At 61.1% G+C, this 19,281-nt stretch carries 25 protein-coding genes; 11 read left to right on the plus strand and 14 right to left on the minus strand.

The window, feature by feature from the left end; translation table 11 throughout:
- Window positions 1–154: 154 nt before the first annotated feature.
- Window positions 155–1,171 (plus strand): NAD-dependent epimerase/dehydratase family protein, encoded by a 1,017-nt coding sequence (locus tag GR197_RS23635; protein ID WP_164013935.1) that lies wholly within the window; start codon window positions 155–157, stop codon window positions 1,169–1,171.
- A 51-nt stretch (window positions 1,172–1,222) separates the two neighbouring features.
- Here the strand turns inward: GR197_RS23635 and GR197_RS23640 are convergent, their stop codons facing one another.
- Together GR197_RS23640 and GR197_RS32095 are read right to left on the minus strand one after the other, a co-directional pair.
- Window positions 1,223–1,537, minus strand: coding sequence for a hypothetical protein (locus GR197_RS23640; RefSeq protein WP_164013937.1), 315 nt, complete (start codon window positions 1,535–1,537; stop codon window positions 1,223–1,225).
- A 261-nt stretch (window positions 1,538–1,798) separates the two neighbouring features.
- Window positions 1,799–1,951, minus strand: a complete 153-nt coding sequence (locus GR197_RS32095; RefSeq protein WP_204330362.1) for a hypothetical protein — start codon at window positions 1,949–1,951, stop codon at window positions 1,799–1,801.
- Window positions 1,952–2,305: 354 nt separating this feature from the next.
- On the opposite strand from GR197_RS32095, the gene GR197_RS23645 reads away from it, so the two are divergent.
- The 6 genes from GR197_RS23645 to GR197_RS23670 all read left to right on the plus strand — a co-directional run bounded on the left by GR197_RS23645 (window position 2,306) and on the right by GR197_RS23670 (window position 8,533).
- Window positions 2,306–3,010, plus strand: a complete 705-nt coding sequence (locus GR197_RS23645) for a CerR family C-terminal domain-containing protein (RefSeq protein WP_164013939.1) — start codon at window positions 2,306–2,308, stop codon at window positions 3,008–3,010.
- On the plus strand, window positions 3,007–4,020 hold the full coding sequence (gene hlyD, locus GR197_RS23650; protein WP_164013941.1) for a secretion protein HlyD: 1,014 nt from the start codon (window positions 3,007–3,009) through the stop codon (window positions 4,018–4,020). The genes GR197_RS23645 and hlyD overlap by 4 nt, the downstream gene beginning before the upstream one ends.
- Window positions 4,017–5,759 carry an ATP-binding cassette domain-containing protein gene (locus GR197_RS23655; protein ID WP_164013944.1) on the plus strand — a complete coding sequence of 581 codons (1,743 nt, stop codon included), beginning with the start codon at window positions 4,017–4,019 and terminating at the stop codon, window positions 5,757–5,759. The genes hlyD and GR197_RS23655 overlap by 4 nt, the downstream gene beginning before the upstream one ends.
- Complete coding sequence (locus tag GR197_RS23660) at window positions 5,756–6,898, plus strand: ABC transporter permease (protein ID WP_164013946.1); 1,143 nt, start codon at window positions 5,756–5,758, stop codon at window positions 6,896–6,898. Before GR197_RS23655 ends, GR197_RS23660 begins: the two co-directional genes overlap by 4 nt.
- The gene (locus tag GR197_RS23665) at window positions 6,898–8,007 is read left to right on the plus strand and encodes an ABC transporter permease (RefSeq protein ID WP_164013948.1); all 1,110 of its coding nucleotides are present in this window, start codon (window positions 6,898–6,900) and stop codon (window positions 8,005–8,007) included. Before GR197_RS23660 ends, GR197_RS23665 begins: the two co-directional genes overlap by 1 nt.
- A 130-nt stretch (window positions 8,008–8,137) precedes the next feature.
- Window positions 8,138–8,533: a DUF1236 domain-containing protein gene (locus tag GR197_RS23670; RefSeq protein ID WP_164013950.1), complete on the plus strand. Its 396-nt coding sequence runs from the start codon at window positions 8,138–8,140 to the stop codon at window positions 8,531–8,533.
- Here the strand turns inward: GR197_RS23670 and GR197_RS23675 are convergent.
- The 7 genes from GR197_RS23675 to GR197_RS23705 form a co-directional block, all read right to left on the minus strand.
- A complete protein-coding gene (locus GR197_RS23675) occupies window positions 8,523–8,756 on the minus strand; it encodes a hypothetical protein (RefSeq protein WP_246724674.1) in 234 nt (77 codons plus the stop codon). The two genes, GR197_RS23670 and GR197_RS23675, sit on opposite strands and share 11 nt — an antisense overlap.
- Before the next feature lie 100 nt (window positions 8,757–8,856).
- On the minus strand, window positions 8,857–10,389 hold the full coding sequence (locus GR197_RS23680) for a tetratricopeptide repeat protein (protein WP_164013954.1): 1,533 nt from the start codon (window positions 10,387–10,389) through the stop codon (window positions 8,857–8,859).
- Window positions 10,390–10,474: 85 nt separating this feature from the next.
- Complete coding sequence (locus GR197_RS23685; protein WP_164013956.1) at window positions 10,475–10,912, minus strand: EamA family transporter; 438 nt, start codon at window positions 10,910–10,912, stop codon at window positions 10,475–10,477.
- 41 nt (window positions 10,913–10,953) lie between these two features.
- Window positions 10,954–11,997, minus strand: a complete 1,044-nt coding sequence (locus GR197_RS23690; RefSeq protein ID WP_164013958.1) for a Gfo/Idh/MocA family protein — start codon at window positions 11,995–11,997, stop codon at window positions 10,954–10,956.
- A gap of 9 nt (window positions 11,998–12,006) precedes the next feature.
- Window positions 12,007–12,792 carry a ThuA domain-containing protein gene (locus GR197_RS23695; protein WP_164013960.1) on the minus strand — a complete coding sequence of 262 codons (786 nt, stop codon included), beginning with the start codon at window positions 12,790–12,792 and terminating at the stop codon, window positions 12,007–12,009.
- A 192-nt stretch (window positions 12,793–12,984) separates the two neighbouring features.
- The gene (locus GR197_RS23700) at window positions 12,985–13,326 is read right to left on the minus strand and encodes a DMT family transporter (RefSeq protein WP_027683409.1); all 342 of its coding nucleotides are present in this window, start codon (window positions 13,324–13,326) and stop codon (window positions 12,985–12,987) included.
- An 18-nt stretch (window positions 13,327–13,344) separates the two neighbouring features.
- A complete protein-coding gene (locus GR197_RS23705; RefSeq protein ID WP_164013962.1) occupies window positions 13,345–13,908 on the minus strand; it encodes a TetR/AcrR family transcriptional regulator in 564 nt (187 codons plus the stop codon).
- Window positions 13,909–14,076: 168 nt separating this feature from the next.
- Between GR197_RS23705 and GR197_RS23710 the strand changes: the two genes are divergently transcribed.
- Together GR197_RS23710 and GR197_RS23715 are read left to right on the plus strand one after the other, a co-directional pair.
- Complete coding sequence (locus GR197_RS23710; protein WP_164014135.1) at window positions 14,077–14,484, plus strand: group II truncated hemoglobin; 408 nt, start codon at window positions 14,077–14,079, stop codon at window positions 14,482–14,484.
- A complete protein-coding gene (locus GR197_RS23715) occupies window positions 14,481–14,852 on the plus strand; it encodes a DUF423 domain-containing protein (RefSeq protein ID WP_164013964.1) in 372 nt (123 codons plus the stop codon). The genes GR197_RS23710 and GR197_RS23715 overlap by 4 nt, the downstream gene beginning before the upstream one ends.
- A 79-nt stretch (window positions 14,853–14,931) precedes the next feature.
- Here the strand turns inward: GR197_RS23715 and GR197_RS23720 are convergent, their stop codons facing one another.
- From GR197_RS23720 to GR197_RS23740, 5 genes are all read right to left on the minus strand, one after another.
- Window positions 14,932–15,246, minus strand: a complete 315-nt coding sequence (locus GR197_RS23720; protein ID WP_164013966.1) for an antibiotic biosynthesis monooxygenase family protein — start codon at window positions 15,244–15,246, stop codon at window positions 14,932–14,934.
- A gap of 9 nt (window positions 15,247–15,255) precedes the next feature.
- Window positions 15,256–15,525 carry a hypothetical protein gene (locus GR197_RS23725; RefSeq protein WP_164013968.1) on the minus strand — a complete coding sequence of 90 codons (270 nt, stop codon included), beginning with the start codon at window positions 15,523–15,525 and terminating at the stop codon, window positions 15,256–15,258.
- Window positions 15,522–15,929: a DUF2325 domain-containing protein gene (locus GR197_RS23730; RefSeq protein ID WP_164013970.1), complete on the minus strand. Its 408-nt coding sequence runs from the start codon at window positions 15,927–15,929 to the stop codon at window positions 15,522–15,524. Before GR197_RS23730 ends, GR197_RS23725 begins: the two co-directional genes overlap by 4 nt.
- 108 nt (window positions 15,930–16,037) lie before the next feature.
- A complete protein-coding gene (locus tag GR197_RS23735) occupies window positions 16,038–17,360 on the minus strand; it encodes an energy transducer TonB (RefSeq protein ID WP_164013972.1) in 1,323 nt (440 codons plus the stop codon).
- A 55-nt stretch (window positions 17,361–17,415) separates the two neighbouring features.
- The gene (locus tag GR197_RS23740) at window positions 17,416–17,841 is read right to left on the minus strand and encodes a hypothetical protein (RefSeq protein ID WP_164013974.1); all 426 of its coding nucleotides are present in this window, start codon (window positions 17,839–17,841) and stop codon (window positions 17,416–17,418) included.
- Window positions 17,842–18,018: 177 nt separating this feature from the next.
- On the opposite strand from GR197_RS23740, the gene hemP reads away from it, so the two are divergent.
- A complete protein-coding gene (gene hemP / locus GR197_RS23745) occupies window positions 18,019–18,201 on the plus strand; it encodes a hemin uptake protein HemP (protein WP_164014137.1) in 183 nt (60 codons plus the stop codon).
- Window positions 18,202–18,220: 19 nt separating this feature from the next.
- Window positions 18,221–19,270 carry a hemin-degrading factor gene (locus GR197_RS23750; protein ID WP_164013976.1) on the plus strand — a complete coding sequence of 350 codons (1,050 nt, stop codon included), beginning with the start codon at window positions 18,221–18,223 and terminating at the stop codon, window positions 19,268–19,270.
- Window positions 19,271–19,281 lie beyond the last annotated feature (11 nt).

Genomic DNA, 19,281 nt, shown 5'->3' on the forward strand with positions numbered 1-19,281 from the left:
GGCAGCCGGCGAATAGGCCGACGACGACGCAGCAAGGGTGGCCGCCGCCTTCTCTTTCAAAGAACTATCGACTCGGCCTCTTCTTATCCTGTAAGGGGTCACATGATACGGAATCGGCTTTTTGCCGTCGGCAGGGAGCCAAGAGAAGGTGGGAATGCGCTACTTCATTACCGGGACCGCCGGCTTTATCGGTTTTCATCTGGCCAGGCGTCTGCTGCAAGAAGGGCATGAGGTCACAGGCTTCGACGGCCTCACTCCCTATTATAATGTCAAGCTGAAGGAGATGCGTCATGCGGCACTCTCCCAGTTTCCGACCTTCACACCCGTCATATCAATGCTGGAGGACCGGCTAACACTGGAAGCGGCTGTTCTTGCGGCCAAACCCGACATCCTGATCCACCTCGCCGCCCAGGCCGGCGTGCGCTATAGTCTTGAAAATCCCGAGGCCTATCTTCGTTCGAACGTCGAAGGCTCGTGGAATATTATGGAAATCGCGCGGCGCGTCGAAATCCGTCACCTGATGCTGGCCTCGACATCATCGATCTATGGCGCCAATGCGACCGTTCCCTTTCACGAGACCGATCGCGCCGACGAGCCGCTGACCATCTATGCCGCGACGAAGAAATCGATGGAGCTGATGGCGCATAGTTATGCCCATCTGCACAAAATTCCGACCACTGCCTTTCGCTTCTTCACCGTTTATGGCCCGTGGGGCCGGCCCGACATGGCGCTGTTCAAATTCACCAAGAACATGCTCGAAGACCAGCCGATCGAGATCTATGGCGAAGGCAATATGAGCCGTGACTTTACCTATATCGATGATCTCGTTGAGGGGATCGTCAGGCTGTCGGCAATTGCCCCTGATGAGGATAACCGTCTGGACAACGCGGCCATCGAAACGCTTTCGCGCCAGGCGCCCTTTCGGGTCGTCAATATTGGCGGCGGCCAGCCGGTCAGCCTGATGGATTTCGTCGAGACCGTCGAGAAAGCGCTCGGCCGTCCTGCCATCCGCAAGATGCTGGCGATGCAAAAGGGTGACGTGCCGCGCACCTTCGCAGCCCCGGATCTGCTCGTCGCGCTGACGGGTTACAAGCCGGACACGACGTTGGATATCGGCGTCAAGGCCTTCGTCGACTGGTATCTCGATGCACGAGCCGAGCTCGACGCCTAATTGGGTAACCCCCAGCGCCGACCCGAATTGTGTTTCCTATGACCCGGAATATCAGCGGAGAAACGTCACCGCTTCAACCGCGTCGACCGCCTTCGAAAACACATAGTCGACGACAACCGTCAGCTTCTGCGAATAGGCCTTGAGCTGATAACCCTCGCCCTCGATTTCAGCCGGGCTGCGCAGCACGAAAGGAACGCCCGGGCGCACGAAACCGGCGCGTGTCGTCAAAGGAATCTCGGGTGAATGGCCTATGGCGGAGGTGTACATCAGGTCGCGGCCAAGGCTGGCGGGGCCGATGGCGAGCGCCGGGCCGGCAGCGCCGGTGATGGTCAGAGTGAAAGCCATGGCGGCAAGAATTTTGTGCATGTCGAAGTCCCCGTTTGCGGATCGGCGGGCTTTACTTCGCCCGTCTCCAAACGATCGACGCGTCTGTCCACGCTTCGGTCGCTTTCATGAGACCACTCTATACATCAGTATTTGCAGGGCTTTTAAGCAGATAAGTCAAATTTTACGGAATTTGATTTTCTCTGGAAGGGCTCAACTCACAAGAAAAATAGGTTCGCCGGTCCGCAAGGCCGGAATGCGACGTCGGCCAAATAAGCCAATGATTTCCACGCTGATCGCGATCTAAAGAACGCGATCCAGCCGCTTGTTGAGATGCAGGTTCGGCATCAATCCCGCACTTTGCGCAGCATGATAGGATTCACGCGCCGCGTCGAACGAGATCGACCACATGATGGCGCTCAAGAGCAGCGCAATAATATAAATTTGGATACGCATCTCATCGGCGATACGGAAAGAGCAAGGCAGATTTGTGTCAAAAAATGACCGTGAAAATAGAAAAAATCGGCGGACTTTTGCTCACCGCGTTTGGAGCCAAACATTGGTATCGCGTAAATTAGCGTTGGTGTAGCTATCTGTCAGAAGCCAACCCCGAGGCTTGGTTTCCTTCCACCCTAACGAACCCTCAGAGGTCCGTCGCCACGGGCCTCTTTGCTTTTTTTACCGACATTTACCGCAGGCGGCTGACATCCCCCGATACATCGACCCTGCGAAAAGCCCACAGCCCGGCCCATTTCCCCAAAAACATATCAATCGATTGACTTATTACGCGTTCGACGTTATAAAGCCGCCATGAACCAGGAACGCGACACCCAAACCCCGCTAGCATCCGCCCGCGCCGAGATCGCGCGGCAGAAGATGCTTTCCGCCGCCCTCGACGTCTTTGGCCGCTACGGCTTCGACGGTGCCTCGACACGTCAGCTGACCGAGGCGGCCGGCGTCAACCTGCAGGCGATCCCCTATTATTTCGGCAGCAAGGAAGGCCTTTACATCGCCACCGCCGAGTATCTGATGGCCCGCATCGATACGCATGTCGGTGACATGAGGGCGCGTATCGGCACACATCTCATGACGCTCGATGCCGCTGGCAAATCGCTCAGCGAAGCCGAAGCCCGTCGCTTCCTCACAGAAATTCTCCAAACAATGGTGACGCTTTTCGTCGGCAAGGAATCCGAATCCTGGGCGCGTTTCCTGGTCCGCGAGCAGATGGAGCCGACCGAAGCCTTCGCAAGGGTCTATCAGGGCATCATGCGGCCGATGATCGAGATGGGCCGGCGGCTGATCGGCGTCATCCTCCGCGAAGATCCGGCCTCGGAACATGTGCGCCTGCGCACCTTCACCCTAATCGGCAGCATTCTCGTCTTTCGCGTCACCCATGCCGCCGTGCTTGCCCAGATGGAATGGGACGCCGTCGGCGCGGAACAGGTGGAAATCTTACGCGGCCTCGCCGCTGAACTGGTCGATGTGCTCGGCCCGTCAAAGGCAGGTGCGGCATGAAACGCATCCTTCCCCTCGCCCTCCTTCTCCTCGTTGCGGCAGGCGCCGCCGCCTGGTGGTACGGCCTGCCCGAAAAACTCGGCTGGCTCCCCGAGGTCCGCCGCGAATTCGTCCTGTACGGCAATGTCGATATCCGCCAGGTCTCGCTCGGCTTCCGTGTCAGCGGTCGCCTTTCCGAACTTCAGGTCGACGAGGGCGATGTCGTCAAGAGCGGAACGGTTCTGGCCAAGCTCGATGCCGCACCCTATGAATTCGCCGTCCGGTCCGGCGAAGCCAATACCGCAGCTCTGCACGCAACGCTCGACAAGCTGAAGGCCGGCCCACGCCCGACAGAGATCGCCCAGGCGCGCGCCGCCTATGATGAAAGCCTGGCAGATCTCGAAAATGCCAACCTCGCTTATGACCGCGCCCGCCAGCTTCGCCCGCAAGGCACGATTTCCGAGGCGAGCCTTGACCAGGCGACCGCCGCAAGGGCCATGGCCGCCGCCCGCTCGGATTCCGCCAGCGAAGCGCTGAAGCTGCTGCAGGAAGGCTCGCGCGTCGAGGATATCGCCGCCGCCGACGCGCAGGTGAAGGCTGCCGAGGCGAGCCTTGCCTCGGCCCGCACCTCGCTTGCCGATACCGAGCTTCACGCCCCGAACGACGGCGTCATCCTCTCACGCGTACGAGAAAATGGTGCGATCGTCTCGCCGGCGGATACCGTTTTCGTCTTGTCCCTGACCGAACCAGTCTGGGTGCGCAGCTATGTCGCCGAACCCGATCTCGGCCGCCTCCATCCCGGCATGAAGGTTTCCGTCGCCTCCGATACGGCCCCCGACAAGCCCTATGAAGGCACCATCGGCTTCATCTCGCCGGTCGCCGAATTCACCCCGAAATCGGTGGAGACGCCGGAGCTGAGGACTGATCTCGTCTATCGCCTGAGGATCGTCATCGACAAACCCGGTCCGGATCTGCGCCAGGGCATGCCGGTCACCGTGCGGCTTCCAACCCCTGCGGCGGGTGGACAATGACTGCCGAACCCGACCGGGACGACAAGCCGCTCGTCCGGATCGACGGCGTCACCAAACGCTTCGGCGATGCGCCCCCTGCCCTCGACGCCGTCTCCGGCATCATCGGCGGCGGTGCGATCACCGGCCTCGTGGGTCCCGACGGCGCCGGCAAGACGACGCTGATCCGGCTGATGACCGGCCTGATGCTGCCTGATACAGGAACGGTGGAAGTTCTCGGCTTCGACACCAGCAAGAATGCCGCCGGCATCCAGGCGGCCATCGGCTACATGCCCCAGCGTTTCGGCCTCTACGAGGACCTGTCGGTGCAGGAAAACCTCGATCTCTATGCCGATCTGCGCGGCCTGCCGAAGAGCGAACGCGCCGGCGCCTTCGACGAGTTGCTGACCTTCACCGATCTCAAGCGCTTCACCGGCAGGCTAGCCGGAAAACTCTCCGGCGGCATGAAGCAGAAGCTCGGCCTTGCCTGCGCGCTTTTGAAGAAGCCGCGCCTGCTGCTGCTCGACGAGCCCGGCGTCGGCGTCGACCCGATCTCGCGCCGCGACCTCTGGAAGATGGTCGAGAACCTGACCAAGGAAGGCATCGGCGTGCTCTGGTCGACCGCCTATCTGGATGAGGCTGAGGCCTGCGACCACGTGCTGCTGTTGAACCAGGGAAAGCTGCTGTTTTCGGGCAAACCGGTTGAGATGACCGGCCGCGTCAGCGATCGGGTCTTCCGCGTCTCGGGCATATCGGGGCGCCGCCGGCAAGTGCTTGCCGGGCTTCTGCAGGCCGATGGCGTCATCGACGGCGTGATCCAGGGCGAGACGATCCGCCTCGTCGCCGCCAAGGATCAAAAACCGGATATCGGATCGGCCGGCGATGGCGCAACGCTCGCCCCTGCCCCGCCCCGCTTCGAGGATGCCTTCGTCGACATGCTGGGCGGCGGTCCCGGCGGCCGCTCCAGGCTGGCGGAAGCGCAGGAGCCGCTGAAGGCTGAAGGCGACCGGCCGGTGATCGAGGCCAAGGGCCTGACCAAGCGTTTCGGCGATTTCACCGCTGCCGACGATATTAGCTTCGATATCCGCCGCGGCGAGATTTTCGGCCTGCTCGGCCCGAACGGCGCCGGTAAGTCCACCACCTTCAAGATGCTCTGCGGCCTGCTGAAGCCTACTGGCGGCGAAGGCCGGGTGGCAGGTTTCGATCTTCGCCGCGATGCTGCTGAAGCCCGTAACCAGCTTGGTTACATGGCGCAGAAATTCTCGCTCTACGGTGACCTCACCGTCATCCAGAACCTCGAATTCTTCGCCGGCGTCTATGGCCTTCGCGGCCAGCACAAGCGCGAGCGCATCGAACTGATGGTCGGCATCTTCGATTTCGGCCGCCACGCCCGCGAGCCCGCCAAGGACCTGCCGCTCGGGCTGAAGCAGCGCCTGGCGCTTGCCTGCGCCGTCATGCACGAGCCGCGCGCCCTCTTCCTCGACGAGCCGACATCGGGCGTCGATCCGATCACCCGGCGCGAATTCTGGACGCATATCAACGCGCTTGTGGAAAAAGGCGTCACGGTGCTCGTCACGACCCACTTCATGGACGAGGCGGAATATTGCGATCGCATCTCGCTGATCTATCGTGGCCGCTCGATCGCACTCGGCTCGCCCGACGAGTTGAAGGCCCGCGTCGCAACCAAAGATCTGCCCGACCCGACGATGGAGGACGCCTTCATCGCCCTGGTGCAGCAATCCGAAGCGGAGGATGCCGCATGAGCGCCTCCCCCCATGAACCCAAACTTGGCCGGCTTCGGCGTCTTTCAGCCCTGGTGCGCAAGGAAAGCTACCAGGCGATCCGCGATCCGAGCAGCATCCTCATCGCCTTCGTGCTGCCGCTGATCCTGCTCTTTCTCTTCGGCTACGGCGTGTCGCTCGACACCACCCGCACCCGCATCGGCCTCGTGACCGAGGAAATGACGCCGCTGACGCAGGATCTGTCGGCAAGTTTCCAGGCGTCGCGCTATTTCGAAGTCGCCGTCGGTCGCGACCGGCGCCGGTTCGAGGAAGATCTCGTGCTCGGCAAGGTGCGCGGCATCGTCGTCATCCCAGCGGATTTCACCACGGACTATATCGCCGGCAACCGTCCGGATATTCAGGTGATCGTCGACGGCTCCGATCCGAACACGGCAAATTTCGTGCAGAATTATGCACAGGGCGCCGTCGCCAATTGGGAGCGACAGCGTCAGGCCGATGTCGCCTCACATAGTCCGGCCATCTCGGTCGAACAGCGCTTCTGGTTCAATCCGGAACTGACCAGCCGCAATTTCCTCGTGCCCGGTTCGATCGCCATCGTCATGACGCTCGTCGGCACGCTTCTGACCTCGCTCGTCGTCGCCCGCGAATGGGAGCGCGGCACCATGGAGGCGATGATGGCGACGCCGGTAACGGCGGTTGAATTGCTCATCGGCAAGATCCTGCCCTATTTCGTGCTCGGCCTCACCTCGATGACGCTCTGCGTGCTGCTTGCGGTCTTTCTCTTCGGCGTGCCGTTCCGCGGATCGGTCGCAGCCCTTTACGCCCTGTCGGCCGCTTTCCTGATCCCGGCGCTCGGCCAGGGCCTGTTGATCTCGACGGCAACGAAGAACCAGTTCCTCGCCTCGCAGCTGGCACTGATCTCCGCCTTCCTGCCGGCCTTCCTGCTGTCGGGCTTTCTGTTCGAGATCAATTCCATGCCTGTTGTCATCCAGTGGATCACCTTCATCGTGCCGGCGCGCTACCTGATCCCCAGCCTGCAGACGGTGTTCCTCGCCGGCGACATCTGGCCGATGTTCCTGCAGGCGATCGGCGTGATGCTGACGATCGGCGCCGTCATGTTCGTGCTTGCGGCGCGCAGCACCCGAAAGAGGATCGGCTGATGTGGACAAGGCTCTACGCCCTCATCGTCAAGGAACTGCTTGCCGTCCTGCGCGACCCCAAGGGCCGCGCCATCCTGATCGGCCCGCCGATCGTCCAGCTTCTCGTCTTTTCCTATGCCGCGACGCTCGAAGTGCGCAATGTCGACGTCATGATCCTCAACCGCGACAGCGGCCATTGGGGCCAGGAACTGATCGAACGCATCGGTGGCTCGCCAACCTTCCGCCGGATCGAGATGGCGGGAAGCCAGGCGGATATCAGGGTGGCGATCGACAATCAGACGGCCATCGCGGCGATCGAGATCGGCCCGGACTTTTCGCGCAATATCGAGGCGGGAACGCCTGTTGATCTACAGGTGGTGCTCGACGGCCGCCGTTCCAACGCCTCGCAGATCGTCGCCGGCTATCTCCAGCAGATCGGCGGCGCCCTTGCCGCCGAGACGCCAGCCGGCAGACGCGCCGGCGCCGGCGCTGTCTCGACCGTGCCGCGCAATTGGTTCAACCCGAACCTCACCTACCAATGGTTCATGGTGCCGAACCTGATCGCCAGCATCGCGCTGCTGATCGGCCTGATCGTCACGGCTTTGTCGATCGCCCGCGAGCGCGAGCTCGGCACCTTCGATCAATTGATGGTCTCACCGCTGCGCATGCACGAAATCCTGATCGGCAAGCTGATCCCGCCGATGATGATTGGCCTCTTCCACATCACCGTCTATATCCTGGCCGCAGTCTTTCTTTTCGACGTGCCGCTGCGCGGCTCGCTCTTCCTGCTTTACGGCAGCGCGGTCTTCTATCTCGGCTCGATCGCCGGCCTGGGCCTCTTCATCTCGGCGCTGTCGATGACCCAGCAGCAGGCGATCCTCGGCGCCTTCCTGTTCATGGTCCCGGCCATGTTGCTCTCCGGCTTCGCGACGCCGATCGAGAACATGCCGGCATGGCTGCAGCCGGTGACCCTGATCAATCCGCTGCGCTATTTCCTGGTGATCGTCAAAGGCGTTTTCCTCAAGGATATCCCTTTGAGCGAGGTGGCGAACCAGACGATCCCGCTGGCGCTGATCGCCGCCGTCACACTCAGCGCCGCCGCCTGGCTCTTCCGCCGGCGGCTGGAATAGCGCAACGCGACAAACGCTTCGGCCACCTCACAGAATGTGAACCGGTCTCCCAAAGCGTGACTCTCTCCTGCCGGAACCTCGGATTGGCGCGGTCGTTACTCAAACGCAACCCCAGCAAAGGAGAAGCAAAATGTACAAGATTCTACTTGTCTCCAGCGCCCTTGCGCTGTCGTCACTTGCAACCAATGCGCTCGCTGATGGCGCCGTGACCGGTGCAGCCGGCGGCGCCATCACCGGCGCGATCGTCGGTGGCCCCGTGGGTGCCGCCATCGGTGGCGTGGCCGGCGGTGTCGCCGGTGCCGTTGTCGATCCGCCGCCGCGCGAGGTCGTCACCTATGTTGAGCAGCAGCCGGCCCCGACCGCCTCGGTTGTCGTCCAGGAGCCGATCGTCGTCGGCAAGCCGCTTCCGGCCGAAGTCGTCGTCACACCGGTGCCGGACAACCCGAAATACGCCTATACGGTCATCAACAATCAGCGTGTGATCGTCGAACCGCGAACCCACCGTGTGGTGCAGGTCATAGAATAAACCACCGAAAAATCAGATCGCCGTGCCGCCTGCTGCGGCTCGGCAACTCCGGCCTCGCTTCGGCGGGGCCTTTTTTCGTGTGTTTGCGGCATCTGCCGATCAGCGCGAACAGGGCAACCAGCCGTCGCGGCAGGGCGAACCCTTGCGGCAGCTCCTCTATCGGGATCCGGTCGCCGTAAAGCCTGCCCTGTTTAAGGGATAGAATATGCATGCTGGAAAGCATGGGCCGATCCTCCATCGATTGATGGGATCAGCATGGCTGAAGCGACGGGGCCGGGTCCTTAATACTCCGGTTAAAAGCTGCTAAAACTTCCAAATGCCTGTCAGCGCGGCCGCATCCCGGCGAGCGCCAGCCCTTCCAGAACCGGCGCAAAACGCTGGGGATTCTTGGCCGGCTGACCCGCCAGAACACCTTCCAGTGTCACATCAGGCGCAATCGCCTCCAGCGCGCGCAGCAACTGCCGCGCCTGCTCGATATTGCCGAGATGCGCGTGTGCGGCGATCAGCATCCAGTAGGTCGGGTCGAAATGGGCATTGAGCGCCAGCGATCGTGACGCAAACGAAAGAGCTGCCTCGTAATTGCCGCGGAAGATCTCGGCCATCGCGATGCCTGTCAGGGAAAAACGCGCATCCGGATCGCGCGGCCCCAGCCTCACCGCGCGGTGCAGACGCTCGAGCGCTTCATCGATATCGCCGCAGTGCAGCGCCGCAATGCCGGAACAGGCAGCAACGCGAAGATCGTTGGGATTGGCAGCCGCGGCGGCCTCCAGCACGGCCATGCCGCCGTCATAATCCTTGCCCGTCTGCAGCAGCGCCATGCCGCAATGGACCATCACCCGGGGATCGCCGGCAGAATGTTGAAGGCCGCGGCGTGCAAGCCTGAGGCATTCCGCCTTGTCGTCCTCTCCGAGCGGCGGCCAGCCCATGGTCGTACGATGTTCGAGCGCCCAGGCGGCAAGTGACAGGATCAACGCATTTTCCGGCTCCATGGCAAGGGCCTCGCGCAGCAGCGCATAGGCGACGGCATTGTTTTCGATCGACTCGTCGGTGATCGCCGCAAGCGCGCGCAGATAGAGATCATAAACCGCCGGACTGTTCGGCCGGTCGCGCCGCGATCTCCGGATTTCGGCGATTTCGATTGCCGGTTCGACAATCGAAGCGACGTGCTCGGTAATATGGTCCTGGAAAGCGAAGATGCCGCTGATGCCGTCTTCGAATTGATCGGCCCAAAGATTGGTCGCCGTCACGCCATCGACCAATTCTACGTGGATACGCACCTGCCCGCCTTCCCGCCGGATGCTGCCTTCGAGCACGTAGCGGACCCCCAATTCCCTGGCCACCTCTCGCACATCAATGCTGCGTCCCTTGTAGACGAAGGCGGAATAGCGCGAGACGACCGAAAAGGAGCGGAAGCGCGCAAGGGCCGTGATGATCTCCGTCACCACGCCATCGGCAAAATAATCCTGGTCGACATCACCACCGAGATTGGCGAAGGGAAGAACCGCGAGAGAAGGCGGCTGCGGCGCCACCGACGCCACCCCGGCATCGTCCTGACGCGGCAAGCGATAACCCACCCTCGGAACGGTGACGATCCACTCCGTGCCGTCAGGCCTCGGGCCGAGAAGCTTCCTGAGCGTGGCAATCTGAACGGTGAGGTTGCCTTCCTCGACGGCAAGCCCCGGCCAGGCCCGCTCCATCAGATCCGCTTTGGTGACGACGCGACCCTCGACCTCCAGCAACATGCCGAGCAGCGCTGTCGGTCGTGGTCCTATCGCCACGGACTTGCCCTCCCGCCACAGGCTTCCTGTCACGGGATCGCAAAGGAACGGACCAAAGGAGAGCGTTGAATTGCCCATGCGGAAGCATAACGCGAAAATATCGCAAACTGAAAGCGGCTCGACGTGCCCACGAATTTATGATCGTAGGACTCGATCCGCGGCTTCATGCCCGGTAAGCGACGAGCACGGCTCCTCCAGCAATCATCACGACGCCAAGCCAGTTTGGAAGCGTCAGGCGTTCACCCAGGAACAGCACGGCAAAGACGGCCACGAAGACGACGGATAGCTTGTCGATCGGCGCGACGCGGGCGGCATCACCGAGCTTCAGGGCGCGGAAATAGCAAATCCACGATGCGCCGGTGGCAAGGCCCGAGAGTCCCAGGAAGAGCCAGCTCCTGCTCGACACCGAAGACGGTTCCTGCCAGTTGCCGGTGACATAGACCATCATCCCCGCCGCCAGCAGGATGACGATGGTGCGAATGAAGGTCGCGAAGTCGGAATTGACGTTCTCGACGCCGACTTTGGCGAAAATCGCCGTGAGCGCTGCGAAGCCGGCGGAAAGAAGCGCCCAAAGCGGCCAGCTTGTCAGAAGGCTTTTCATGCGGCGTTCCTTGTCCCGTTACACCTCGATCTCAAGGACGATCAGACCTTCAACTCGCGCCGTTCGCGCTCGGTGACCATCGCAAGGTCGAGCACCTTCTGCAGGTTGGCGGCGTGGCGGAAGTTCGGGTCGGGCTGGACGCCGGTTGCCACGGCCTCGGCAAAACGCTCGTAGTTGGTCGCCACCGGTTCAACTTCGATCTGCGTCCAGGTCGCAGTTTCGACACCTTCGCCGAGGCAGCCGTGCAGCTCGGAACCGCTGGGACGGTGGATAACCTCAAGGCTGCCCCTCTCGCCGTAAATGCGCAGCTTCAACTCGTTCAGATGCCCTGTCGCCCAGCGGCTGGCATGGACGACGCCGAGCGCGCCATTGGCGAAATCGACGGACATGGTGAAGCTGTCATTGGCATCCAGCAGATATTCGCCGATCTGGCCGCCCGGCGCCTTGTTGAAGGTCTTCAGCCGCGCAAAGACGTGGTCGATATCGGTCGCCGCACCATAGGCGGCAAAATCGAGAATATGGATGCCGACGTCGCCGAGCACGCCGTTCGAGCCGTGGCCAGTGGAAAGCCGCCACAGCCAGGTCGATTCCGTGCGCCAGTCGCCCCAGGCACGCGACACGAGCCAGCTCTGGAGATAGGAGGCTTCGACGTGCCTGATCGTGCCGAGCTCGCCTGATAGTACCATCTCGCGGGCGCGCTGCAGCGGCGCGACATTGCGATAGGTCAAGTTCACCATGTTGACGACGCCGGCCTTTTCGGCGGCCTCCGTCATCTCCAGCGCCTTCGCATAGTTCTCCGCCAGCGGCTTTTCGCAGAACACATGTTTGCCCGCGGCGATCAACGCCATCGTCGTCGGGTGATGGATCCGGTCGGGCGTGACGTTCGTCGCCGCATCGAACTCGCCCCAGGCGATCGCCTCCTCCAGTGAAAGGAACCGTTTTTCGATGTTGAACTTGTCAGCAAAGGCCGAAAGCCGCTCGGGATCCGTGTCAACGGCACCGACCACCGTCACGCCGTCGATGAGGGGGAAGCGGGCGAGCTGGTTTTTCGCCATCACTCCCGTGCCAAGAACGAGTAGTCGCATGGAAGCTCCTCAGCGGTAACCGGCTTCGCCGGCCTGGTGCAGTCTCGGGCCGCGTTCGACGATCGGCTCCAGTGCTTTTTCTACCGGCACATTTGGGGCATCGGTAATGCTCGTCAACGATCCCTCAGGATTATAGGCCCACTTCACGCCGTTGATCAGCACCTTCTGGACATTCGCGTCGTGATAGGTCGGATAGGTCTCGTGGCCGGGGCGGAAATAGAAGATGTTGCCGGCGCCGCGCCGCCAGGTCAGACCCGAGCGGAACACTTCGCCGCCCTGGAACCAGGAGATGAACACCGTTTCGAGCGGCTCCGGCACCGAAAACTGCTCGCCGTACATTTCCTCGTTCTCAAGCTCGAAATGTTCGCCGATGCCGGCGGCAATCGGATGGCGCTGGTTGATCGTCCATAGACGCTCGCGCTCGCCCGCCTCGCGCCATTTCAGCGCGCAGGGCGTGCCCATCAGCCGCTTGAAGATCTTGGAGAAATGGCCGGAATGCAGCACAAGCAGCCCCATGCCCTCCCAGACGCGCTTGGCCACCCGCTCGACGACGACGTCGGAGACCGCGCCGTGATCCTTATGGCCCCACCAGGTCAGCACATCGGTTTCGGCAAGCCGGGCTTCGCTGAGGCCGTGTTCCGGCTCCTGCAGCGTTGCCGTCGTTGCCGAGATACCGGGATCCGTATTCAACGCGTTGGCGATCGTCGTGTGCATGCCTTCGGGATAGATCCCACGGACGATTTCATTGGTAGTCTCGTGGATATTCTCTCCCCAGACGACGGTGCGAATGGCCATGATGTGCTCCTGTAGAAACTGGAAGTATCGGTAGGCGGGAAAGGCAGAATTCAAAGCGCTTTGGAAAACAGCGATGGCTGCGCCTCGTTTCCTCCACGTCTAAGCAACACATAGACCTTTGTCAGGAATTTGACAAAGGGGAAAATTTACCGGCAGAAGGCGGAAATTCTACTCGGCAATATAGCAGCAATATCAATGCGAAACCGACTTTGAGAATAGGTTGACGACCACGACGCCTGAAATGATCAGCCCAAGCCCGACGATCGCCGGCAGGTCGAGCCGCTGCTTGAAGAAGACCAGACCGACCGAGGAAATCAACACGATTCCCAAAGCGCTCCAAATTGCATAGGCGATGCCGACGGGGATGCTTTTCAACGTCAGCGACAGGCAATAGAAGGCGGCCGCATAACAGGCGACGACAAGTGCGGTCGGCCCGATGCGGGTGAACTGCTGCGACAGCTGCAGCGCTGTCGTGCCGATGACCTCAAGCACGATGGCGGCAAACAACAGCCCGTAGACGGCAGCCTGGCTCATGGCGAATTCCTTTTCGGATTACTTCCCGGTCAGTTCGACAAGGCGATTGATAAGATCCCGTCTCAGAACGCCGTCGATATCATGGCTTTCCAACGTATCCGCAAACCACAATCCGTCTGCGGCAAAACGCACGACCTGTGCGTCGAGGGAGGAGTCGGTGCCGATATATTCCTCCGCCCGCACCTGCACCCATTGGCGCCATCTGAGGCGCAACCGGGGTTCGGCAAGAAGCGCGATCGTTACCTGCGTCCAACTCCTGGAATCGTCGGGACGATCCTTGAGACCGGCTACCGCTCTGAGATAGGCGCGGGTGAAGCGGCCCTGCGGCAGCGGATCGCCGCGCATCAGCTCCTCTATATCCGCGTCGAACTTTTCGAGCAGGCTCTCGAACAGGGCGTCAAGCAGCGCATTCTTCGTCGGGAAGTGATGAAGCAGCCCACCCTTGCTGACGCTGGAGGCGGCCGATACCGCATCGAGCGTGACCGCGGCCATGCCTTCGCTGGCAGCAAGGCGCGCCGCAACATCCAGCAACTGCTGGCGCACGACTACAGGCTGTTTCTTGCGATGATGAGCGTTCGACATGCAAGAATAAAGATACCGTCTGGACGGTTTTGTCAAGATGAATCGGCTGAAACTCCTGCCCGCCCGGCAATATGCGCGAATTGCCGCGTCGCTTTGATGACAGTTGCGATCGTTTTCCGCCCGGTGCATGAAGGACCGGGGTAATCGATGGGCATCGGGGATGGTTTCGTGACGGAGAAGGTCACCACTCTATATCAAGCGATCGGCGGCGATCCTGTCGTGCGGGCGCTGACGCAGCGTTTCTACGAACTGATGGACAGGCCGGAGGCAAGCAACGTGCGCGCCGTGCATCCGCTCAGCCTTACCGGCAGCGAAGAGAAATTCTACGAATATATGAGCGGTTATCTCGGCGGCCCGCCGCTCTATACCGACAAACGCGGCCATCCGCGCCTGCGCAGCCGCCATTTCGTCGCCGAGATCGGCGCCGTCGAGCGCGACGAGTGGCTGCTCTGTTTCCGCCGCGCCCTCGACGAGACGATATCAAGCCAGGCGCTGCGCGATCTCATCTGGGCGCCGGTGGAGCGGCTCGCCTATCACATGCAGAACAAGGCCCCACCGGACAAGGAAACACCATGAGCCTGAACGCGCGTCTGGAGCCAGTGCTCTACCTTTTTGCCGGCCTGTTCGGCGTCGCCGGCGTGGCTCTTGCGGCTCTTGCCGCCCATGGCGGCGGCGAAGCCAACCTGGCGGCATCCGCATCGGCGATGTGCCTCGCGCACGCCCCTGCCCTGTTGGCATTGGCTCTCGGCACCGCCAAGCTCAAAACAGCCTGGCTGGCCGGTATTCTGATGATTGTCGGAACCCTGCTCTTTGCCGGCGACCTCGTGACCCTGCGTTTCACCGGCGCCGGCCTCTTCCCCTATGCGGCCCCGACCGGCGGCTGGGCGATGATGCTTGGCTGGCTGGCCGTTGCCGCCGGCGCCGTGTTTCGGGTTCGGGCGTAGAGTTTGGCAATCGCCGCCGGTTCCTCGGGCAAACAAGAGTGGCATGAGGGGGCTGCACGCGCCGAGCTAACGTCGGCAGCTATACGCCCTCGACGACGTTAAAGCCTTCGAAAACAGGCGGCCCCTTGTACATGGCTTTGCGGTCGCCGGCATTGCGGTGCGCCGCGCGAAAATTCTCGGACTTCGTCCAGTTCTGAAAATCCGCTTCGCTGTTCCAGACCGTGTGCGAGGAATAGAGCGTGTAGCCTTCCTCTTCGTTGGCCTTGCCGCGCAGCAGGCGGAATTCGACGAAACCGGGCACTTCGGCCAGACTGGAATCGCGATTGCGCCAGACCGTCTCGAAATCACCTTCGTTCCCAGCTGCCACCTTGAAGCGGTTCATTGCGATATACATGCGATCTCCTTACGCCTTCCTCTTGCCGGCCCTTGCCGCATAGGAGGGAAAAGCGAGTACATTATTGCCGTTTGCCACCGCCGGGCCAAGCGGTCTCGTCGTCGCTTCTCCAGGCATGCGCGCCTCCCAGGTCGGGAACAGCACCACATTCTGGTAGATCCGACGTTCGGCATGCTGCTGGAAAAGTTCGTAGAGTTCGGGCACGAGGCCCTCGCCTGTCTGCGCGGCAAGCTTGTGCAGGCCGATCATTGTGAAGCCGTCGGGACGCTGGTCGTTCATCGGGAATTGTCTCGTTCGCTCATCGTCTGCAGCGCACGTTCCAGGCTGGACTTGCTGCCGTTGCGAAGTGGGATGAAGGCCTTGCCAAATTTCTTGCAGCCGGTTTTCACGCGCAGGCAGGCATCGTGGCTGATACAGTCGATGGGGCAGAACACGCAGTCGACCGACGGCAGCACGGTATCGATGCGGGATACCGCTTCGCGCAGCCCGCCGTCATGATGCAGGAGTTCAGCACCGAAATTGCTGGCGATCTGGCGAAGATGCGCCACCTGGCAGTCACGCCCGCCGACATAGAGGAAACTGCGGCCATCCAGTTTGGATCGCCCGGCGGATAGCTGGTTAGCGTCCTCGGTCGCGCTGTCGCGGACCTCCCGGTTCGATCCCTTCTTGCCCTTGCGAGCCATATACCACCCGTTTGCTCGTTGATCGTCACACGATTCCTGCGTGTGCGGGTGGACCTTATTAAACTTGATTTTTAGAGTAAAGTATAAAGTTGATTATTTTTATCATATTTACCGCGGAGTGACCTGAACCGGGAAGGTGTAGCTACGCGAAGATGCCGGTATGGCATCCGGCATAGCCGGAAGATTGCATGAAGCCACCCTGGCAAGAGCGGCGCTGTCAACCTCGGGAAGGCTTGAGCCACGGACAATGCCCGATGCAGTGACATCGCCGTCACGACTGACCGTGATGCGAACAGTCAAGGTTACGTGAGCCGTGCGATACCGCGATTCCATCCGGTCGACGCAACGGAACAATCGCGCAACCAGCTTACCTTTGTAGTTGGCTTCCGACGCACCACCAGCTCCACTCCTGCCTCCCGACGTGCGCGAATTATCATTCGAATTGGCGTCTGCCTGCCCGTCGGCAGCCCCCCTGCGTGCCTCCTGTTTGGCATCTCCCTCCGAACCTTGCGCCTTCTTCGGCGGCTGTTTTCTTTCCGCCGGCTGCTTTTCCGCGGGCTTTTCCCGCTTCGGCTTCAGCTGTGGCGTAACCGTCTCTGCCGACGACTCAGGTTCAGGAGCAATTGCAGCCGTCTCGACAGGTTTGATCTCTTCTGGCTCGGGTTGTACCGCGGCCGTGAGGGGCGGCTCCGCAGATGTTGTCGGCATCTCCGGAGATTGCTCCGGCACTAAAGTTGACATTGGCTGCGCAACTGCAGTTTCAGCAGGGGTTTCCGATACGAGCACTTCTGGTTCCGCAGCGATCACGGTCTCCGCCGACTGGCGCGTAACCTCCTGCATCGGCTGAAGGGCCTCGACTGGCTTCGCGTCAGCCGGCTGAATGGCTTCCGGCTGTACTTCCGCTGTCTCGACTGGTGTGACCGTGTCAGGTTCAACCGCTTCTGGAACCACTTCTTCCTCTATGGTCACTTCGGTCTCCCCGGCCGCGCTCTGATCGGCGTCGGAACTACCGAGCATGACGATGCTGATCGCTTCGCCTGCCTCCATCAGCGTCTCATCGGACGGTTTGGGCATAACCATAAACAGCGTGGCAGCCAACGTCGCATGAAAAATCAACGAGCCGGCACAAGTCAGCGCCAGCCGCCGCCGCACCGGTTTCTTCTGGTCCTCCTGCTTTTCCACCGTAGCATCCATCGGCGGCGCGGAAACGGGAGCCGCCGATATGATTTCCGGATGGTCGGGAAAGGAGGATATCTGCGCAAAACGTGTGTAGTGGATTACCGCCTCGCCCGCCGGCTGCGGCGGCGCATTGCGCAGTTCCGAAAGCTCATGGCCAGGATGCATGCCGGGCGTATTATCGTTCAGGCTACTATCGGCGTCCGCCTCCCCGATGAGCACCTGTCTCGATCTGGTTTTCGCTGAAATCGCCATTGTCTACGCCTCGGACAGCCTGAAACATGTCCGCCGGGGGTTATCCCCGGCGTATTTAGCCCTCGAAGGGAACGGAAATCTGCGAGCGGGTGACCAGAGCCTTCATGCATTCGCCCGCCGCCGGCCCGTCGCAGACCGGCGTGTCGTTGATGAGGATGCGCGTCACGCTCTCGCATTTGACATTCGGCATATCGAACTGGCGCACGCGCTTCTTGCCCTGCGGCAGATCGCGGAAACCGAGCACGGTGATACGGTCGACCGCATTCTTGTCGTTGAAGAAGGCAAGCTCGAAGGAGATCTTATTGATGGCGGCAGGCAGTCGGTTCAGCGCCACGAAGGTCATCATGCAGCCCTTCTGCGAGGGCGCCAGCGCATTGAGTTCGACATCGAGGGAAGCTGCCGGTTGTGCCTCCTGCGCCTGGCATACGCTTGAAACCGCCAACGCCATGCCGGCCGCAACAGCCGCAAACCTACCTGTCATAAAACCTTCTCCGTCATCGTCGCGAGCCGCCCGCAGGCAGCTCGTATCAGCAATTTCGAAAACTTGACCGTAATAGTCTCCTATTGCGTCTTTAAAAAACTATGAGTAAGAAAGTCAAGATAAATGTCATCACAACCGGGGGCCAAGATCCCCGGCCTCACGGAATTGCCAACCGAAATGATGGTTGAAAAGCCAGATAACTTTAAGCACGTGCCGCTGCCGAACGAGCCTGCGGCGCAGCACCGGATCGTCGAAAGCGCGGATCTTTTTCGCGGCACGAACGAGATCATGATCAGACACGACGGTTTGACCTATCGCCTGAAGATCACCCGTCAGGGCAAGCTCATTCTCAATAAATAGGGCCAATAGTAGGTAACACATGACCGAGCAGACAAGACCGGCGCCAGCCGAAATCCGTGCGTTTCGCGCCGAAAACCCGAAGATGCGCGAGCGCGAGATCGCTGCCCAGCTGAAGATTTCCGAGGCAGCCCTCGTTGCCGCCGAAACCGGCATCAGCGTGACCCGCATCAATGGCAGCGCGCTGAAGCTCCTCGAACGCGTGGCCGGCCTCGGCGAAGTGATGGCGCTCTCGCGCAACGAAAGTGCCGTACACGAAAAAATCGGCATCTTCGAAAACATCAAAAGCGGCGCGCAGGCCGCAATCGTTCTCGGCGAGAATATCGACCTGCGTATCTTCCCGAGCCGCTGGGAACATGGCTTCGCCGTATCCAAGAAGGATGGCGACCAACTGCGCCTCAGCCTGCAATATTTCGACAAGACAGGCACCGCCGTGCACAAGCTGCACCTGCGCCCGAATTCGAATGTCGAGGCCTATCACGCGCTGGTCGCCGAGTTGAAGCTGGAAGACCAGTCGCAGGACTTCGTCGAGGCCGAGACCTCGGATACCGTCGATGAAAGCGCCGACGTCAACCGCGACGAGCTGCGCGACAACTGGAGCAAGCTCACCGATACCCATGAATTCTTCGGCATGTTGAAACGCCTGAAAATCGGCCGCCAGGCGGCCGTGCGCAGCGTCGGCGACGACTATGCCTGGAAGCTCGACAGCAGTGCGACGGCGGAGATGATGCATGGTTCGGTGAAATCCGGCCTGCCGATCATGTGCTTCGTCGCCAATAACGGCATCGTCCAGATCCATTCCGGCCCGATCTTCAACGTCCAGGCCATGGGTCCGTGGATCAATATCATGGACCCGACCTTCCATCTGCATCTGCGCGAGGATCACATCGCCGAGACCTGGGCCGTGCGCAAGCCGACCAAGGATGGGCATGTCACCTCGCTGGAGGCTTACAATACGCAAGGCGAGATGATCATCCAGTTCTTCGGCAAGCGGCAGGAAGGCTCCGACGAACGCGCCGAGTGGCGCGAGATCATCGAAAATCTGCCGCGGGCAACAAGCGTTGCCGCATAAGGATCGCTGTG

Origin of the sequence: Rhizobium phaseoli (assembly GCF_010668805.1) — a bacterium.
GTDB classification, from domain to species: Bacteria; Pseudomonadota; Alphaproteobacteria; order Rhizobiales; family Rhizobiaceae; genus Rhizobium; species Rhizobium phaseoli_A.

Coding starts and splice junctions, on each gene's coding strand:
- GR197_RS23635 (WP_164013935.1), top strand. CDS start 155: ATGCGCTACTTCATTACCGGGACCGCCGGCTTTATCGGTTTTCATCTG.
- GR197_RS23640 (WP_164013937.1), bottom strand. CDS start 1,537: ATGCACAAAATTCTTGCCGCCATGGCTTTCACTCTGACCATCACCGGC.
- GR197_RS32095 (WP_204330362.1), bottom strand. CDS start 1,951: ATGCGTATCCAAATTTATATTATTGCGCTGCTCTTGAGCGCCATCATG.
- GR197_RS23645 (WP_164013939.1), top strand. CDS start 2,306: ATGAACCAGGAACGCGACACCCAAACCCCGCTAGCATCCGCCCGCGCC.
- hlyD (WP_164013941.1), top strand. CDS start 3,007: ATGAAACGCATCCTTCCCCTCGCCCTCCTTCTCCTCGTTGCGGCAGGC.
- GR197_RS23655 (WP_164013944.1), top strand. CDS start 4,017: ATGACTGCCGAACCCGACCGGGACGACAAGCCGCTCGTCCGGATCGAC.
- GR197_RS23660 (WP_164013946.1), top strand. CDS start 5,756: ATGAGCGCCTCCCCCCATGAACCCAAACTTGGCCGGCTTCGGCGTCTT.
- GR197_RS23665 (WP_164013948.1), top strand. CDS start 6,898: ATGTGGACAAGGCTCTACGCCCTCATCGTCAAGGAACTGCTTGCCGTC.
- GR197_RS23670 (WP_164013950.1), top strand. CDS start 8,138: ATGTACAAGATTCTACTTGTCTCCAGCGCCCTTGCGCTGTCGTCACTT.
- GR197_RS23675 (WP_246724674.1), bottom strand. CDS start 8,756: ATGCTTTCCAGCATGCATATTCTATCCCTTAAACAGGGCAGGCTTTAC.
- GR197_RS23680 (WP_164013954.1), bottom strand. CDS start 10,389: ATGGGCAATTCAACGCTCTCCTTTGGTCCGTTCCTTTGCGATCCCGTG.
- GR197_RS23685 (WP_164013956.1), bottom strand. CDS start 10,912: ATGAAAAGCCTTCTGACAAGCTGGCCGCTTTGGGCGCTTCTTTCCGCC.
- GR197_RS23690 (WP_164013958.1), bottom strand. CDS start 11,997: ATGCGACTACTCGTTCTTGGCACGGGAGTGATGGCGAAAAACCAGCTC.
- GR197_RS23695 (WP_164013960.1), bottom strand. CDS start 12,792: ATGGCCATTCGCACCGTCGTCTGGGGAGAGAATATCCACGAGACTACC.
- GR197_RS23700 (WP_027683409.1), bottom strand. CDS start 13,326: ATGAGCCAGGCTGCCGTCTACGGGCTGTTGTTTGCCGCCATCGTGCTT.
- GR197_RS23705 (WP_164013962.1), bottom strand. CDS start 13,908: ATGTCGAACGCTCATCATCGCAAGAAACAGCCTGTAGTCGTGCGCCAG.
- GR197_RS23715 (WP_164013964.1), top strand. CDS start 14,481: ATGAGCCTGAACGCGCGTCTGGAGCCAGTGCTCTACCTTTTTGCCGGC.
- GR197_RS23720 (WP_164013966.1), bottom strand. CDS start 15,246: ATGTATATCGCAATGAACCGCTTCAAGGTGGCAGCTGGGAACGAAGGT.
- GR197_RS23725 (WP_164013968.1), bottom strand. CDS start 15,525: ATGAACGACCAGCGTCCCGACGGCTTCACAATGATCGGCCTGCACAAG.
- GR197_RS23730 (WP_164013970.1), bottom strand. CDS start 15,929: ATGGCTCGCAAGGGCAAGAAGGGATCGAACCGGGAGGTCCGCGACAGC.
- GR197_RS23735 (WP_164013972.1), bottom strand. CDS start 17,360: ATGGCGATTTCAGCGAAAACCAGATCGAGACAGGTGCTCATCGGGGAG.
- GR197_RS23740 (WP_164013974.1), bottom strand. CDS start 17,841: ATGACAGGTAGGTTTGCGGCTGTTGCGGCCGGCATGGCGTTGGCGGTT.
- hemP (WP_164014137.1), top strand. CDS start 18,019: ATGATGGTTGAAAAGCCAGATAACTTTAAGCACGTGCCGCTGCCGAAC.
- GR197_RS23750 (WP_164013976.1), top strand. CDS start 18,221: ATGACCGAGCAGACAAGACCGGCGCCAGCCGAAATCCGTGCGTTTCGC.